We start from the raw sequence: 15,934 nt of genomic DNA, 5'->3' as shown, positions 1-15,934 counted from the left end.
GAAAATATACGGTTACGTGTCGTATGTGCTAGTGCCTATTCTTCACTTTTCTATAAAACTAACGGGCCACTTCTCCGTGTATCTCTGCGTTGCAGCTTTTGCGTATCGAAAAATGCCCTAACTTTGCATTTTAGAGACCTATACATGGCCACCGAACAAATTCTGATTCTGGATTTCGGTTCGCAGTATACCCAACTCATAGCCCGCCGGGTACGCGAACTAAACGTTTATTGCGAAATCCATCCGTATAATCACCTCCCTACAATTACGCCCGATATAAAAGGCATCATTCTTTCGGGTAGCCCATCGTCCGTTCGTGATGCGGATGCTCCTGATGTGCATTTGGCTGCTTTTCGGCATAAACTACCTATTCTGGGCGTATGCTACGGGGCGCAACTGCTGGCATATACCAGCGGGGGCGAAGTGAAAGCATCGTCCATACGCGAATATGGCCGGGCTAAACTGGGCACCGTTAACAGCGAAAATCCGCTCTTGAAAGATATCGATCAGCATTCGCAAGTCTGGATGTCGCATGCCGATACCATTACGAGCGTTCCCGAGAATTTCAGGATTATTGCCTCGACGGATACCGTTCGGGTAGCTGCTTTTCAGATTGAAGGGGAGCAAACGTACGGGATACAGTTTCACCCCGAAGTAACGCACTCGCTACAAGGGAAAACCGTGCTCCATAATTTCGTTGTTGATATTTGCGGCTGTGCCCAAGACTGGACCGCCGAGTCGTTCGTGGAAACGACTGTGGCACAGCTAAAGCAGAAAATTGGCAACGATAAAGTGGTACTTGGGTTATCGGGTGGTGTCGATTCATCGGTAGCGGCTGTACTCATTCACCACGCTATTGGCAAAAACCTGTACTGCATTTTTGTGGATAACGGTGTCCTTCGGAAAGATGAGTTTTCGGGCGTACTGGAGTCCTACAAAACGCTGGGACTGAATGTGAAAGGCGTTGATGCCAAGGAGCAATTCTATACCGCGCTCGCTGGCCTGACCGATCCTGAAGCTAAGCGAAAAGCCATCGGTAAAACCTTCATCGATGTGTTCGATCATGAAGCGCACTTGATTGAGGGCGTATCGTGGCTCGGACAGGGAACTATCTATCCCGACGTTATCGAGTCGGTGTCGGTAAAAGGCCCATCTGCCACCATCAAATCGCACCATAACGTGGGTGGCTTACCTGATTTCATGAAGTTGAAAATCGTAGAGCCACTGAATACCCTTTTCAAAGACGAAGTCCGGCTGGTCGGTCGGAGTTTAGGGCTGCCCGAGGCTATTTTGGGTCGCCATCCGTTCCCTGGACCAGGATTGGCCATTCGTATTCTGGGCGACATCACGCCCGAAAAAGTGGATATTCTGCAACAGGTCGACGCCTTGTTTATTGACGGTCTGAAACGCGAAGGCTTATACGATAAAGTCTGGCAGGCGGGCGCTATGCTGTTGCCCGTTCAGTCGGTTGGTGTCATGGGCGATGAACGTACTTATGAGCGGGTAGTGGCGCTCCGTGCCGTAACAAGTGTGGATGGTATGACTGCCGACTGGGCGCATTTGCCCTATGAGTTCCTGGCCGATGTTTCTAACGAGATTATTAATCGGGTGAAGGGGGTTAACCGGGTTGTGTATGATATCTCCTCGAAACCACCCGCTACGATTGAGTGGGAGTAAACAGATTGTTGGTTTTCGAATTACGATTCAGGCCGCTGGTGCGGTACGATTTTTGCAAAATGCCCGGTGCTGATTTCTGTGCCGGGCGTTTTGTTTTTATACGCTCCTGAACAGGTGAAGAACACTGAGTAAATAAACTCAAATGATAGTCAAGGTTTTAAAATCAAATGTCTATTTTTAGCCACTAATGCCTAACTTTTTTTGATTACTATGAAAACTACACAAATGAACCGGACCGTTGCGCTGACACTGGCCGGTGTATTCATGACGATGATGAGCATGGCACAGGGTGACAAAGCAAGCCGACCTAGCCCGCCAGCTATGGCCAGCGGGAAAATCAATGGGGCAACGATTACCATTAATTACAGTAGCCCATCGGTAAAAGGACGGCAGGTTTGGGACCCAAGTGGTACGCTGGCCCCCTATGGAAAAGTATGGCGGGCGGGCGCTAATGAAGCGACTATTTTTGAGACTGATAAAGAAATTAAAGTAGAAGGCAAAGCATTACCTGCCGGAAAGTATAGCCTATTTGCCATCCCTGATCAGAAGGAGTGGAAATTCATCTTTAATTCACAAACCGGTCAGTGGGGTATCAAGCGGGGGGGAGAAGCCAATCGCGACCCAGCGAACGATGTACTGACCGTCTCTGCAAAGCCGTCTAAATCGTCTTCGATGAATGAGAAGCTTGTCTATGATGTAACCGGCAAGGCTGTTGTCTTGAAATGGGAGAACGTTGAAGTGCCTATTGCCATTAAGTAGGCGCTTTAAGGTTTTAACACAGAGATCACGGAGCAAGAAAAGAGACACACGGAGCTATATTTTTCTCTGTGTGTCTCTTTTTTTACTCCGTGATCTCTGTGTTAAAACCTTATCTACACAATCGGACTCTCCAGAATTACCTCCTTATCCAGCCCGCATTTTTCCATGAATTCATTTGTAAAAACAGCACGCGTCTGTGCATCTAAAAGTTGATGACGAGCCTTGAGCCAGGTGTCAACAGCTGCGTCGGAGTACATTTGCCGGAGACGGCTGGGGTTCAGGCCAAAGTTGACTTTACCCCAGTGCATGGTGTACGGAATACCGGCTACATCCAGCGCGTTCCAGACACGCTCTAGAAACTGATTTGTCAATGCGGAGTCAATCCCATCAAGCTCCAGCACACAGGTTATTGGAAAGCGCGTAAACCCTAAAATTGCCGACGTCTTTTTTACCCATCGAAGCCCTAAAACTCCCGGAAAGGCTGACTGGGCGTTTAGTTCGATTATTTTTTCGAGAACCCGTGGGCTATCTCTGGAATCCATGCCAATAGCCGCACTGGAAGCCTTGCCCCGAATATCCGTTGGTGCGAAAAACTCCATCATCGTACCTACCCAGCCATTGGTTTGTTCTTTAGCTGCCGGATAAAGTTTATTGACCAGGAAGGGTACCAGCACACTTGGTCGAAGGGCATCTAATACAGTTTGCATCAGGCCTAGTGTATCGTCTCCGTAAATAAACTCAGGTTTAGGTGGAGGGGCTACTGCCTGATCTGGTTTAGTCGTGTGTTTGACAAGTATCCTGACAAATGCTCCCTTAGTCGTATCCGCGCCAGTTAAGTCAATCTGATGTGGATTAACCATTAGTTGGAAATGGTAGGGCTCGGCGGTTGAGGAGCTGGCTGGCAGTGGGGGCGTAAACTGATTGGCAATCCCCGAGAAATCGCAATCGGTCATGGCTTTTTTCAGAGCGTCGTTATACGGAGTTGTATCGACGCTGTAGGATTTCAGCCAGAATAGATTCTCAACTTCCAGAAGCAGGCCGTGAATAAATCCGAACGACCCAAAACTAACCAGCGTAGCATTGAACAGGTCATCGTCGCGTATAACTTCCGAAATACCCAGGTTATCGGTAAAATTAGATTTAGTGATTGGATTAGACGCTCGTTCAAGCCAGACATGTCGATCAGGCCCGCAGATCAGGTGAATGCCAACAACGGTATCCTGCACGGCTCCAAAGGTAAAGGCAGCTCCATGCGTACCGGTAGAAACGGCTCCGGCAATGGTTTGCCCATTACTGGCCCCAGAGGCTCGTACAGATTTCTTACTTTCTTCGAGCATCTGCTCAATAATATGGATTGTTAGGCCGCATTCTGTAAAAAACAGATTACTGGCCGATTTTCCACTGGCTAGATAAGCAGGATCGACAGAGGCTGCACGAAGCCCGAATGTTGTTGTCAGCGCATTGGCATCAACCATACCGCCGTTTGTAACCCCTACTTTTGCGAACGACCAGTTTTTTCCAATAGCCCGCATGCGTTGCCCATTGTCGATCGCATGACGGATTAACCACTGAAAATTAGCTGTAGTCTGGCGATAGGCCCCCCGCAAATCAGCGGGTACGGTTGGAATCCTCAGCTTGAACGACGCATTAGGCGTTAGCGGCTGGGTAAAGTTTTGATGCTTGTTCGTCAGTTCATTGACTGCTAAAAGCTCTAGTCCATTAGGCAGATTCATGGGAATTTGTGTTTAGGTGGGAAGATGGTCAGAGTGAGTCACGTCGGGGTACGTATGGAGCACAACACCACCGCACCTGCTGTTTATTAACGATACCGAGGGTAACGGTCGACAGCAAATAATGTGCGAATGTGGATTTTACCGTAACCCCATTCAGGTGATTAAAGCGTGGATCGCAGGGGGGCTTGAGATCGGTTGGCTGTTTGAATCCCCAGAAGTAAGCCGTTACCGTTTTCTGGGAATATGTTACCCCTTCAGGGGTGTCACAATCTGGTTCGGTTGCCACACGGGTTGTAATGCAGCCAGCCAATGCGTACGTAATAACGACCAAAAATAGAGTTGCCCATGGGCGAGGGTGGCCTATTAGCCTGGAGGTGGGTACGTGTAGGTTCATAATTGAAATGGGTAGGATGAATAATCGCAAGAAATGTATATTAATAATTAATAGGAAAGCTAACTCATTGAGGGAACGGTATATACAATAAAAAGAGCCAGGCTTCTGGCAGGGGTTTTATACGCCATATCTTAGAGATATGGCGTATAAAACCCCTGCCAGAAGCCTGGCTCACACAATTAATGGGCGAATAGAAATGGAATTTCTGTACGTCCCCGCTTACTGATCCGTGCTTAGTTCAGCTTCAGTGCGTCTTCGGCATGGTTGATGCCAGACTTGGCCGCATCTGCTGCATTATTAACGGTACTGTTATACGCGGTTTTCGCGCGATCCTGTTTCTCGCTAACAGCAGCCTGCGTGTCATTCTTATATTTATCGAATATCTGCTCAGCTTTTCCAGCATATTGATCAGCCTTGTCTTCAGCCTTTCCAGTTAGCCGGTCAATCTGCGATTTTACCTGGTTAACCCCCTCTTCCCACTGATTCTGTAAATCATTGGCACCCTTTGTCAATTTATCACGGGTATCTTTACCACTACGGGGTGCTGTTAAATAACCAATGGCCAAACCTGCTAGTACTCCTCTTAAAAAGCTCATGATCGTGTCTGTTTTGAATTCGTTCTGGGATTGCCAATACTAGCTTAAAAAACATGCCATATCGTAAGGAAAGTAATCATGATGCTGATTATCAGTAATTTGTTGGTAGTTTGAATGCTAATCAAATAAGTCGATCAGTAATTTCTGAGGATATTATTCTACAAATTAGGGGCTGTGGGTGGGCGTAGTTTAACAAAAAAGCCACTACATCAGTAGTGGCTTGATTAGGAAATTATAGCTATAAGAACGTTTATCGGTTCTCGGCAATCACTTCACGAATATCGTCGATGATTTTTCCGGCTAGGTAATCGGCTGTTGCCAGCGTATCCGATTCCGAATAGATCCGGATAATTGGCTCCGTATTTGACTTCCGTAAGTGTACCCACTCTTTGTCGAACTCGATTTTTACCCCATCAATGGTATTGATTGGATTACGGGCGTATTTGGCCTGTATCCGATCCAGCACCGCATCGACATTGATATTCGCTGTGAGTTCGATCTTATTTTTCGAAATATAATAGTTGGGGTAGGTCCGACGCAGCATAGAGGCCGACTTGCCCGACTTAGCCAGGTGCGTCAGAAATAAGGCAATACCAACCAATGCATCGCGGCCGTAGTGCAGTTCTGGATAAATAATACCCCCGTTGCCTTCGCCACCAATAACAGCATCTTTGGCTTTCATCATCTCAACCACATGAACTTCGCCCACGGCAGATGCGGAATGCTGACCACCATATTTCTGGGTCACATCCCGTAAGGCAACCGTACTCGACATGTTCGATACCGTATTATTCGTTTTGGCGCTTCCGGCAGGGTTATTTTTCAGAACGTAATCGGCCACAGCTACCAGCGTATATTCTTCCCCGAAAGGAGACCCATCTTCACAGATCAGTGCCAGCCGATCTACATCCGGATCTACGACAATACCAAGATCGGCGTTGCCTTTGTTCATCTCTTTAATAATGTCACGGAGGTTTTCGGGTAGCGGCTCGGGGTTGTGCGCAAAATTACCGGTTGGCTCGCAATGAAGTTTCGTAATGCGTTCTACACCAAGGGCTTCAAGCAACATAGGTACGGCTATACCACCGGTTGAGTTAACCGCATCGACAACAAGCCGGAAATTTCGTCCGGCAATGGCTTCCCGATCCACCAAAGGCAAGGCCAGAATCAGGTCGATATGTTTCTGTAACCAGGTTGAATCAGTGCGGTACTGACCTAATTTGCGTACTTCGGCAAAGTCGAACGATTCGTCTTCGGCAATCGCCAGTACATCGGCTCCGTCCTGTGCTGAAATAAACTCGCCCGTTTCATTGAGTAGTTTGAGGGCATTCCATTGAATTGGGTTATGACTGGCGGTCAGGATAATTCCCCCTGCGGCTCCTTCTCCCGGTACTGCCAGTTCAACGGTTGGTGTGGTCGACAAGCCCAGATCAACCACGGTTAAACCAAGGCCCTGTAAAGTTGCGGCTACTAGTTTGGATACCATTTCGCCTGACAGGCGTCCGTCGCGTCCAATAACAACCGTTTGTCGTTCTGGGCTGCGTTTTCGAAGCCATTGCCCAAAGGCAGCGGTAAACTTGACTACATCTAAAGGCGTCAGCCCGTCTCCGCTGCGCCCCCCAATCGTTCCTCGAATCCCGGAAATAGACTTAATTAATGCCACTTGATGGGTTGGATAATGTTTTTGGTTAAAGCTGTAAATATAATCAGTAAGTGGGTAAGTTAGAGTAAGTCGATACGTAGCCGGTACGTCAGCCATACACGTACGGCAATTACTTACTTATTCACTTAGTTCACACAAACACCAATTCTGAGCGTAAGCTGGAATTAGCCTGACCCGTAAACGTACCACTGATAGGTGCAGCCAACTCAGGCTTAGCCGTTGAGGTCAAAAAAATATGCCGGTTCACGACAACTGATCCTTCTGTCGGGTCAAAACCTCGCCAACCTGCTCCGGGTAAATACACTTCAGCCCAGGCATGCAATTGATGTTCCTGTTGTGGATTACCAAATAAATAACCACTTACAAAACGGGCAGCAATGCCTAAACTCCGGCAGGCTGCCATAAACAGAGTTGTATAGTCCCGACAGGATCCCTTTTGTAACGTTAACGTTTGTTCAGGTGGGAACGGTGCGCCATGCTCACGGATTTCGTAGGTAAATTTTCGAATCGTTTGGTTTAAGGCCATCAGAAAGGCTGTAGTTTGCCAACCGGCTTCTGTGGCTAACTGGCGTGCCCATCGTTCAACACGTTCTGAAATTCCCACCCGCTCTAAATAGGGGTAGAGCAATTCTTCTACCGCTTTCGGATACCGGAAAGGAACCTGCTGGGTTTCGAAGGGAAACAGAACGAAATCAAAGGAGTTAAACTCATCCGAAGCCAGCTCCATTTCTACCTGCACCTTCAGATACGACGTAGGATGGCTAAAGTAAACCAGCTGTTGTACATTACCTTCCACATCAATATTCCGTACAATCCGAGCTGGTGTTGGATCGATCACCAAATCGTAGGTCAGCAACCGCTGATAGGGATACATTCGCGGGTAAAGGTAGAGCGTTTGCGGCCCTAGTGCCACCGGCAGATCGTACGTGTATTCAGATGCGTGCCGAACATGGAGATGCATGGTAGTAGGTAAAGTGAGGTAAGTGGAATAGGTGAAGTAGGTGCAGAGGTTAGGCCACTCATTTCACCTACTTCACCTATCCCACTAATTACTTAGCCGAACGGACTTTCTCGAAAATAGGGTCCATCCAGTAGGAGGGTAGTTTTCGGACGGAGTTGCTCAATAGAGCACTCCACTGGTGCGATACTTCATCCATATCTTCTTTTTCAAGACGATATTCGGTCATGTGAAAACTGTTTTTCGGGTAGATGACCACATCTAACGGATAATCGACATCGTTGGCACTGACGCGCGTAGCATCAAAGGCAAGGAAGCCAATTTTGAGCGCATCCTGTAAGCTGGATTCGTACGATAAGTTTCTGAATAACAGCGGCTTTCCGTAGCCAGAGTTGCCGATGATTTTGAACGGAGATCCCTGATCTACTTCAACCCAATTGCCCTCCGGGTAGAGCATGTATAACTTATGTTCGTCATCGTCTTCTAACTGACCGCCAACAATGGCATTCAGGTTAAAATTTAACCCATTGGCAATGATCGACGACTTATCTTCCTGAGCGACCCGTTTTACCTGTTCCCCAAACGCGTTGACCGCTTTGTAGAGCTTATTAAAGGATCGATCCTGTTCGGTAAGCACTTCACTGAAATACGTGATGGCTTTATCGCGAACTGAGCGAAGGCCCGAGGTCATGATAAACAGCGAGTGATTCTCGACTTCATGAACCGAAATTTTCCGATTCGACGATACTTCTGAGCCGGAAGTCAACCGTCTGTCGGCGATGGCAACCAGGCCCGATGCAACTTTAACGCCTAAACAATATGTCATTCGATACAGTGGGAAATCCGAAGTGTCCACTCTGGGAGTATCCACTCCGGGAGTATCTACTCTGGGTACTAAACCAGACAAATATACAGGTTACCCCCGTTTTTGTTCGTTTTGCCAAACTCTTTTCTCTAAAAATGCTGTGTGGCTATACTTGTTTTTTGTAAGATAATGGCCTCAACTGTACGTATTGCGTGATCGTATGGTCGTTTAATTTTAGCTGGATCGTTCCTAGTTATTGCTGTTAGTGGAGGCTTGATGAAGGTGAATCCCTACTGCCGACTTCGTTAGCAAACCCCATTGAACAGGTTGAGTCCCGCGTTTGAAATCGTAGAACTATTTTGGATACCATGAATGGCTTTTTGGGTACGAAAGGTTTGTTTTTGGGAAAGGTTTGTGTTACTTTGGCATGCAGAAGGTGATCATTCCCTCTGCCCGTTTTGCGATGAACTTTGACGACGAAGACGACGACGATAGCTTTCTGGATTGGGATGGCTTTGACGAGGACTATGACCCCGAAGAAGCCCGTGCCGAAATGGAGGCAGAAAATCGACGCATCAAAAATTTGCCCATCCTGCGGAAAGCGAATGAATTGATGGAGCTGACACAGGCTATTGTCGAAACCATCAATAAGGAAGAAGATGTGCTCATGATGCATGAGCAGATGCTGGCGAATGCCATGATGTTAGCTCCCAAGATTGTTGGGGCAGAAGGGGGAGATTTATATACCCTGCGGATGGAAAATGCCGTGATTATAAAAATGCACGCCCGTGAACTGCTTGCTCAAACCTCGTATTGTAAAGCGGAGAAGCTAGCCGCTACGGCCTATTTGAACGTACTTCGTGAGGAGATCGAGCAATTTCGACTACTGTTTGTTGAATGGGTTAATGGCTTTGATAAAGATAACGATGCTCCGGACGATTGGGGCCTTTTCTACTAATACGCCCGCCCGCTTAATTGGACTTATTTGTTGCTAAATAACCCGTTCAGCCCGCTACTTCTATTTAACGTTCCACACGATAAATTGTGTGCTGCCAAGCTATAATACTTGGCTAGCGGCTTAGGTTTCGTACTTGATCAGACTATCTTTGTTTGTTAGCTATGACCACCTAAGTATGAACAATTATTTACATTTTCAGTACTGGTTTTTAGTAAATACTGGTAAGAAGCTTGGCTTTACGTTAGTCGGGTTGATGGGTTTTCTAGTGACCACCTGGGCTGCTGATCCTGGTACTCTTGCTGCACCTGCCGATCTAACGCTAACGGTGAGTTCGGCAGCCACTACTGCAACTGTTTGTTCAGGAACAAGTGTAACGCTTACCGCTTCTGGTTGCCCAACTACAGGGGCTCTTCGGTGGTCTACAACGCAGACGGGAAATGTAATTGCCGTTACACCAAAACAAACCACAACTTACACCGCAATCTGCGAAGTAACCAGTACTTCTGCTGTCAGTTCCACGGCTACCAGCTCCACGACTACCAGCTCTACAGGTATCGTTACAACCATAACGACAACAACTGCCGCGGCTACGGTTCAGGTTTATAGTCCTATATTAGTCACACCCGACACGCAATCTCCGTTATGTAATGCTGGAAACGATGGCGTAATATACATGAATAGCACTGGAGGGGTGGGGGCATTGCAGTACCAGATTGGGAATGAGCCGTTTAAAGCGCTTAATGTTTTTGGCAATCTGAAGGCGGGGACTTATTTAATGACTGTAAAAGATACAAAAGGGTGTACTGTTCAAACGAATGTCGAGCTAAAACAGCCGCCGGAGATCATAGTTAGTACAACGGTTATTGGTACCAAATGTGTTGGAGGGGGCGATGGTGCGTTGATTGCTTCGGCTATAGGTGGTGTAGGTGATTTTCGTTACTCAATCCTTAATCTGGCAAGCCCTCAGACCAGCGGTACATTTATTAATCTGGTTGCCAACACCACGTACACCGTCATGGTGTCAGACAAAAATAATTGTGTCGTTTTTCAATCGGTAAATATTGGGCAACCAGCTCCCTTTGCCATTAAATTAACGCCCGCACCAACCCGGTGCGTCGGTACGTCAGATGGAAGCGTATCGGTTAGCGCTACGGGTGGAACGGGAACTTATCAATACCAACTTGGGACTGGGCCATTTCAGACAGGAGCTCAGTTTACTGGCCTGGCTGCCAACACCTACGAGATTACAGTGAAGGATGGGCTAGGCTGTACAGGTAAACAAACCACAACGGTTGGGCAACCGGCTGCTCTTACGCTAACAGCAACCTCAAAGCCCGTTGGTTGCCTTAGTCCGACCAGTGGAGCTATCATCATGACCCCTACGGGTGGCACGGGAGCTGTAACCTATCAGATTACGGCTGGGGCAACACCCCAAAGTAGCAGCCTACTTAGTGGACTAGGTGTTGGTAATTATACTGTGATCGGAATGGATGCCAACGGGTGCACAAGCCTTGCTTCTGTAACAATCGGGAAAGTTGATCCAATAAAAGCCCAGGCAACAGCTATTCCGGCTACCTGCTGTTCATGCCCGACAGGAGCAGTCAGTTTGACAACTACAGGTGGTACAGGCACAGGGCTGCAATTCCAGGTTATCGGGCAAGCGGCCCAGACAACGAATCAGATTACCAAATTAACCCCCAATACATATCGCCTGCGTGTACTGGATGATGGGGGATGTGCTGACTCTACGGTAGCTATCGTGACGGATAAGAATGCACTTACACTATCCGTTGGTGCCATCAAAAATGTTTCCTGCGCAGGTGGCAAGGATGGTCAGGCAACAGTTCAGGTAGCTGGCGGGGCCAAACCATTCACCTATTTCTGGCAAACTGAACGCAAGGATACGCTTAAACCCTTTGTCGCTTCCCAGGCTGCTCTTAGTGAAGGTACTTACACTGTGAGTGTTCGGGATAGCAATCGGTGCACTACATCTACCGTGTTTGTATCGCTGACTGCTACCAATCCTACACCACCCAAACCGACTGTTAGTCAGGTTGCCAATAGCACTTTAACGGTTAATCAAACGGCTGGAATTCAATGGTATGTTAGCACAGGTACCAGTTCTGCAACGGCGGTTCCGAATGCAACGGGGGCTACGTTAGTACCGTTTGCCAGCGGCCAATATTATGCGATAGTAACCATAAATGGTTGTCCGTCTCCTCCGTCGGACGCGATAAATTTTATCCTTACTGCCCTTTCCGAACCTATTGCATTATTGTCGGCGCGGGTTGTACCGAACCCGATCGTAGACCGATTACGGGTGGAGATCGAACAACCTGAACGGTCTGCTGTGCAGCTTTACTTACTGGATGCATCGGGCCGAGTCGTAAGAACCTATCAACTACCCGCATTCATCGGTAAAAAACAGGCAGAATGGCCAATAGAAGGCATTTCAACAGGAACCTACCTGCTAAAATTAACCGCCGAATCGCGCCAGTCCGTGTTGCGGGTGGCAGTGGAATGAGGGATGTAAGATGTGGCTGGCGCAACAGCAATACATCTTACATCTTACAACCGTTCCTCAAACAGTTTCAAGATTCGCTTGTATTCATCCGTCCAACTGGATGGTTCCACAAAACCGTGATCTTCCATTGGATAGGCGGCAAGCTCCCAATTGTCTTTCTTAAGTTCGATAAGGCGTTGAATCAACCGGACGGTGTCCTGGAAATGAACGTTTACATCGACCATACCGTGGCAGATGAGCAGATAATTCTTTAACCCTTCCGCAAAGTAGATCGGCGATGAACGACGGTAAGATAATGAGTCCAGTTGAGGTTCGTTCAGAATGTTGGCCGTGTAGGGGTGGTTATAGGCAGCCCAGTCGGTAACGGGGCGAAGGGCAGCGCCGGCTTTGAAGACATCAGGCGTGGTGAATAATGCCATCAACGTAATGAATCCGCCGTAAGAGCCACCGTAAATACCAATCCGTTTTTCATCGACACCCTGGGTTTGCACAAGCCACTTAGCCGCATCCACATGATCCTCTAAATCCTTGCCGCCCATGTAGCGATAGATCCCCGTACGCCAATCTCGACCATACCCTGCACTGGCGCGGTAGTCGATGTCAAGTACCGTATACCCTTTATCGACCAACAGGTTATTGAACATGTACTCACGGGTATATGAACTCCACCATTTGTGAGCATTCTGCAAATAGCCCGCACCATGTACAAACACGACGGATTTACCCGAAGGTCGTTCCGGCTTGTACAGGCGGGCATAAATTAGTTGACCGTCGCGGGCCGGAATCGTGACCATCGTGGGCTCTCGCCAGGGGTAACTCCTGAAGTTTTCGGTTTGAGAATCGGTGAGTTTAAGTGGGGTCAGGCTGGCGGTCTGTGAGGATACAGACTGAGGAGAAGACTTCTTGCTGGCAACTAAGAATGGTTGGTTAATGTCTGCCACATACAGTTCCCACGGCTGATTGCTGGACGAGTAACGAATGGCCATTCGCGTTTCGTTGGGCGCTAGGGTCACATCGTTAGCACCGGTCATATTCGTCAGGCGAACGCGTTCTCCACCTGTAACGGCCATCCGGTAAAAATGCTGCTCGCCAGGATGGACTTCATTCGTTTGAATGAAAAAATGGGTTTTATCTCTTGACAGTTGCACCTGTTGTACCTCAAATTTCCCCGAAGTCAGTTGTTTCTTTTCGCCAGTCAGTACATTAACGGTATAGATGTGCGAGTAGCCATCGGCTTCCGACTGGAACCAGAGTGTCTGATTATCGGCCAGAAAATTCATATTGCCCGAGGCTGTACCCATACCCTGCCAGTTAATACCGGGTCCGCCAACCCAGGCATCATCGTGTTGCCGATCGAGGGAGGAAAGCTTCAGGGTTTCAGGCTCAAAGCGCATAATCCAGCGATCCTTATTGTCGAGTGATCGCACCACAACAACGCACAACTTACCATCGTCAGACCAGATGGGACCATTGATAACAACCGGACGCGTTTTTTTTGATGTATCCGGCTTTGCACTGGCCACCGATTTTAGATAGGCCGGTTGATCAGAAATGCCCGGAATACTTTTGGTACTCACAGCCCGGACGGTGTCTTTAACGGTATCGTACACAAAAAACTCCTGTGCAGCTGCTGGTGAGCCAACTTTGGTACGAGCCGCAATCTCTTCGGTATAACCCGACTCCGTCACATAATTTGGTACCTGCGTGGTTTTGGAATTGGGCGCACTTTTACTCAGCCGATAGGTGATGAAGCGGCCATCGGGGCTGACTTGTGGATTGAGCAGTTGCTTGTCATCAAGATAAATCTCCTTTGGGCGTTTAGGTCGATCGGCTTTGCTAATACGCTCGCCTTCATCCTTCTTATCCTTCCGTTCTTTCAGTATTATGGACAAGCGTAACTGATCCTGCTTCAGAAATTTTTCTTCGTCACTCAGTTTCGGATCAGGTTTCTTGGCACCCGCCCGAAAGTCGGTCAGTTGGGTAAGTTCGCCCGATTGAAGATCAATACTGAATAGATTAGCCCCAGCGCCACTTCGCCGGAATACAACCTGTTGTTCATCGCCCGAAAAAACAGGGTCAGCCTCAACCTCCACTGTATTCGTGAGTTGTCGGATTTTACCGGATTTTACATCAATCAGGAATAAGTCACCCTGCCGATCAAAGAGCCGTTTGGTATACGTTTTGTTGTAGGCCGCAATGGGAGCCGTGGGCAGTGCTCTACGCTCTAGGGGTGTCACTTTTACCGGCTTCGAAGGGGCCGCTACTTTTCCTTTTGCCGGTACTGAAAAGCTTACCTTATAGAGTGAATCCCCCTTTGCTTTTTCGGGGTTCCAGCTAAAATAAAGGGTTTGAGAATCGTCGGACCAAAACGGGTTAGATGGCGATGTGCCGACCCATACTTTTTGGTCCTGCATAATAGTTTCGACGGTGAGTTGGGACCGAGTGGTTGTGCCAGTGGGTTTCGGAGCAGGCTGGGCAAACGCCGAGGTGGCAAGCAAAGCCAGCGGCCAGCAGGAAATGTAGTTCATAGAGGAAGAAGTGGTTGTATACAGGAAAAGCCTTAAATTAGGAAGAAAAGGCCGAAACGCTTACTTTTCGGAATAGAAACACTAATTAAATCATTGACCAGATTCATGCAGTATATCATCCACGCATACGACCATACCGACTCTGATGCTCTTGACCGACGCATGGCTGCCCGGCCTGCGCACTTTGCCTATGTAAGTGAGTTAAAAGCCAAAGGCCAGTTTGTGCTGGGAGGAGCCTTGCTTGATCCGGATGGGAAAATGATTGGGTCCATGCTCCTGTTGACGATGGAAACCGAAGATCAATTAAATGAGTATCTCAAAAACGACCCGTATATTGTGCAGGGCGTATGGAATACTATTGACGTGAAACCTTTCCGCCAGGCCAGTGTATGACATTGAACCATACAGAAATGAGTGATACTACTGTACGCTTCAGGTATCTCGCAGGTGCTTGCTTACTGATTTTTCTGGTTTCACTTTCCTCATGCGGAGACGCTAATAAAACGAAAACAGCCACAGCTACCGTCGATACAACTGTTGTCGACGATGACACCCTTGAAGTCAATGACGTGCCCACCGTGAAACAGACTGAGCATGCCCGTTGAGTCGGGAATTCAAAAACCAATTGAATACAAACTTGATACACGCAGCAATATTTGATATGGATGGCCTCCTTGTGGACTCAGAACCCCATTGGCGGGCTATGGAGCGGGAGGTATTTGCAACGGTTGGCCTATTTCTGACCGATGATGAATGTAAACAAACCACCGGAATGCCAATTCTGGATGTAGTTCGTTATTGGTTCGCGCGCGCTCCCTGGATCGATCCGGAGTCGCCGGGTCGTACTGTCCAGGAACTTGCCGATGCTATTACGCACGGGGTTCACGAGCGAATTGCCCATTTGGCCGAACCAATGCCGGGCGCGCTGGAGGCTATTGCCTTTTTTGGTGATCGGGGTATCCCAACGGCCATTGCCTCCGCTTCGCCCATGAGCTTAATTGAGGTCGTTATTGATCGACTCGGTATCCGCAAGTCGCTGACACTCTGGCATTCGGCAACGCTGGAAGCCCGGAATAAGCCAGCCCCGGATGTGTACCTGGGTACGGCTCGTAAACTAGGCGTACTGCCTGCTAATTGTCTGGCATTTGAGGATTCAGGTAGCGGGCTCCGATCAGCCTATGACGCCGGTATGCGAACGGTGGCTGTACCTGGCGCTTTTGAGTACAATGATCCTAAATTTTCGATTGCCGATTGCATCCTGCCTTCTCTTTCCGAATTCTCAGCGGCCCTGATTGATACTTTACAAGCAACAGAATACGAGTCCTAACTTCCTAACAGT

At 48.2% G+C, this 15,934-nt stretch carries 14 protein-coding genes; 7 read left to right on the top strand and 7 right to left on the bottom strand.

Annotated features, from left to right (window positions below):
• Positions 1-144: 144 nt before the first annotated feature.
• Together guaA and EXU85_RS19485 are read left to right on the top strand one after the other, a co-directional pair.
• A complete protein-coding gene (gene guaA, locus EXU85_RS19490) occupies positions 145-1,677 on the top strand; it encodes a glutamine-hydrolyzing GMP synthase (protein WP_142773689.1) in 1,533 nt (510 codons plus the stop codon).
• Between the two features lie 210 nt (positions 1,678-1,887).
• Entirely contained in the window at positions 1,888-2,436 is a 549-nt protein-coding gene (locus EXU85_RS19485; protein WP_210422388.1) for a DUF2911 domain-containing protein, read from the top strand.
• A gap of 113 nt (positions 2,437-2,549) precedes the next feature.
• Here the strand turns inward: EXU85_RS19485 and EXU85_RS19480 are convergent, their stop codons facing one another.
• The 6 genes from EXU85_RS19480 to EXU85_RS19455 form a co-directional block, all read right to left on the bottom strand.
• Positions 2,550-4,169 (bottom strand): FAD-binding protein, encoded by a 1,620-nt coding sequence (locus EXU85_RS19480; protein ID WP_142773688.1) that lies wholly within the window; start codon positions 4,167-4,169, stop codon positions 2,550-2,552.
• 28 nt (positions 4,170-4,197) lie between these two features.
• Positions 4,198-4,563 (bottom strand): hypothetical protein, encoded by a 366-nt coding sequence (locus EXU85_RS19475; RefSeq protein ID WP_142773687.1) that lies wholly within the window; start codon positions 4,561-4,563, stop codon positions 4,198-4,200.
• A 233-nt stretch (positions 4,564-4,796) separates the two neighbouring features.
• Entirely contained in the window at positions 4,797-5,159 is a 363-nt protein-coding gene (locus EXU85_RS19470) for a YtxH domain-containing protein (protein ID WP_142773686.1), read from the bottom strand.
• A gap of 250 nt (positions 5,160-5,409) precedes the next feature.
• Positions 5,410-6,822, bottom strand: a complete 1,413-nt coding sequence (glmM, locus tag EXU85_RS19465; RefSeq protein WP_142776769.1) for a phosphoglucosamine mutase — start codon at positions 6,820-6,822, stop codon at positions 5,410-5,412.
• Between the two features lie 130 nt (positions 6,823-6,952).
• Entirely contained in the window at positions 6,953-7,783 is an 831-nt protein-coding gene (locus tag EXU85_RS19460; protein ID WP_142773685.1) for a transglutaminase family protein, read from the bottom strand.
• Between the two features lie 88 nt (positions 7,784-7,871).
• Positions 7,872-8,606, bottom strand: coding sequence for a peptidase (locus tag EXU85_RS19455; RefSeq protein ID WP_142773684.1), 735 nt, complete (start codon positions 8,604-8,606; stop codon positions 7,872-7,874).
• 406 nt (positions 8,607-9,012) lie between these two features.
• Between EXU85_RS19455 and EXU85_RS19450 the strand changes: the two genes are divergently transcribed.
• Together EXU85_RS19450 and EXU85_RS19445 are read left to right on the top strand one after the other, a co-directional pair.
• The gene (locus EXU85_RS19450; RefSeq protein WP_246859163.1) at positions 9,013-9,543 is read left to right on the top strand and encodes a hypothetical protein; all 531 of its coding nucleotides are present in this window, start codon (positions 9,013-9,015) and stop codon (positions 9,541-9,543) included.
• Between the two features lie 175 nt (positions 9,544-9,718).
• The gene (locus EXU85_RS19445) at positions 9,719-12,067 is read left to right on the top strand and encodes a T9SS type A sorting domain-containing protein (RefSeq protein WP_142773683.1); all 2,349 of its coding nucleotides are present in this window, start codon (positions 9,719-9,721) and stop codon (positions 12,065-12,067) included.
• Between the two features lie 44 nt (positions 12,068-12,111).
• Here the strand turns inward: EXU85_RS19445 and EXU85_RS19440 are convergent, their stop codons facing one another.
• Complete coding sequence (locus EXU85_RS19440; RefSeq protein ID WP_142773682.1) at positions 12,112-14,595, bottom strand: prolyl oligopeptidase family serine peptidase; 2,484 nt, start codon at positions 14,593-14,595, stop codon at positions 12,112-12,114.
• A 105-nt stretch (positions 14,596-14,700) separates the two neighbouring features.
• Between EXU85_RS19440 and EXU85_RS19435 the strand changes: the two genes are divergently transcribed.
• Genes EXU85_RS19435 through EXU85_RS19425 form a run of 3 tightly spaced genes read left to right on the top strand, consistent with a single transcriptional unit; the run spans position 14,701 to position 15,922 of the window.
• Complete coding sequence (locus tag EXU85_RS19435; RefSeq protein ID WP_142773681.1) at positions 14,701-14,988, top strand: YciI family protein; 288 nt, start codon at positions 14,701-14,703, stop codon at positions 14,986-14,988.
• 17 nt (positions 14,989-15,005) lie between these two features.
• Positions 15,006-15,200, top strand: a complete 195-nt coding sequence (locus EXU85_RS19430; protein WP_142773680.1) for a hypothetical protein — start codon at positions 15,006-15,008, stop codon at positions 15,198-15,200.
• A gap of 56 nt (positions 15,201-15,256) precedes the next feature.
• Positions 15,257-15,922, top strand: coding sequence for an HAD-IA family hydrolase (locus EXU85_RS19425; RefSeq protein ID WP_246859162.1), 666 nt, complete (start codon positions 15,257-15,259; stop codon positions 15,920-15,922).
• Positions 15,923-15,934: the final 12 nt, after the last annotated feature.

The sequence above is a fragment of the Spirosoma sp. KCTC 42546 genome (assembly GCF_006965485.1).
Lineage (GTDB): Bacteria > Bacteroidota > Bacteroidia > Cytophagales > Spirosomataceae > Spirosoma.
Note: the sequence above shows the minus strand (reverse complement) of the source record. Positions and strands in the feature narration are given on the sequence as shown.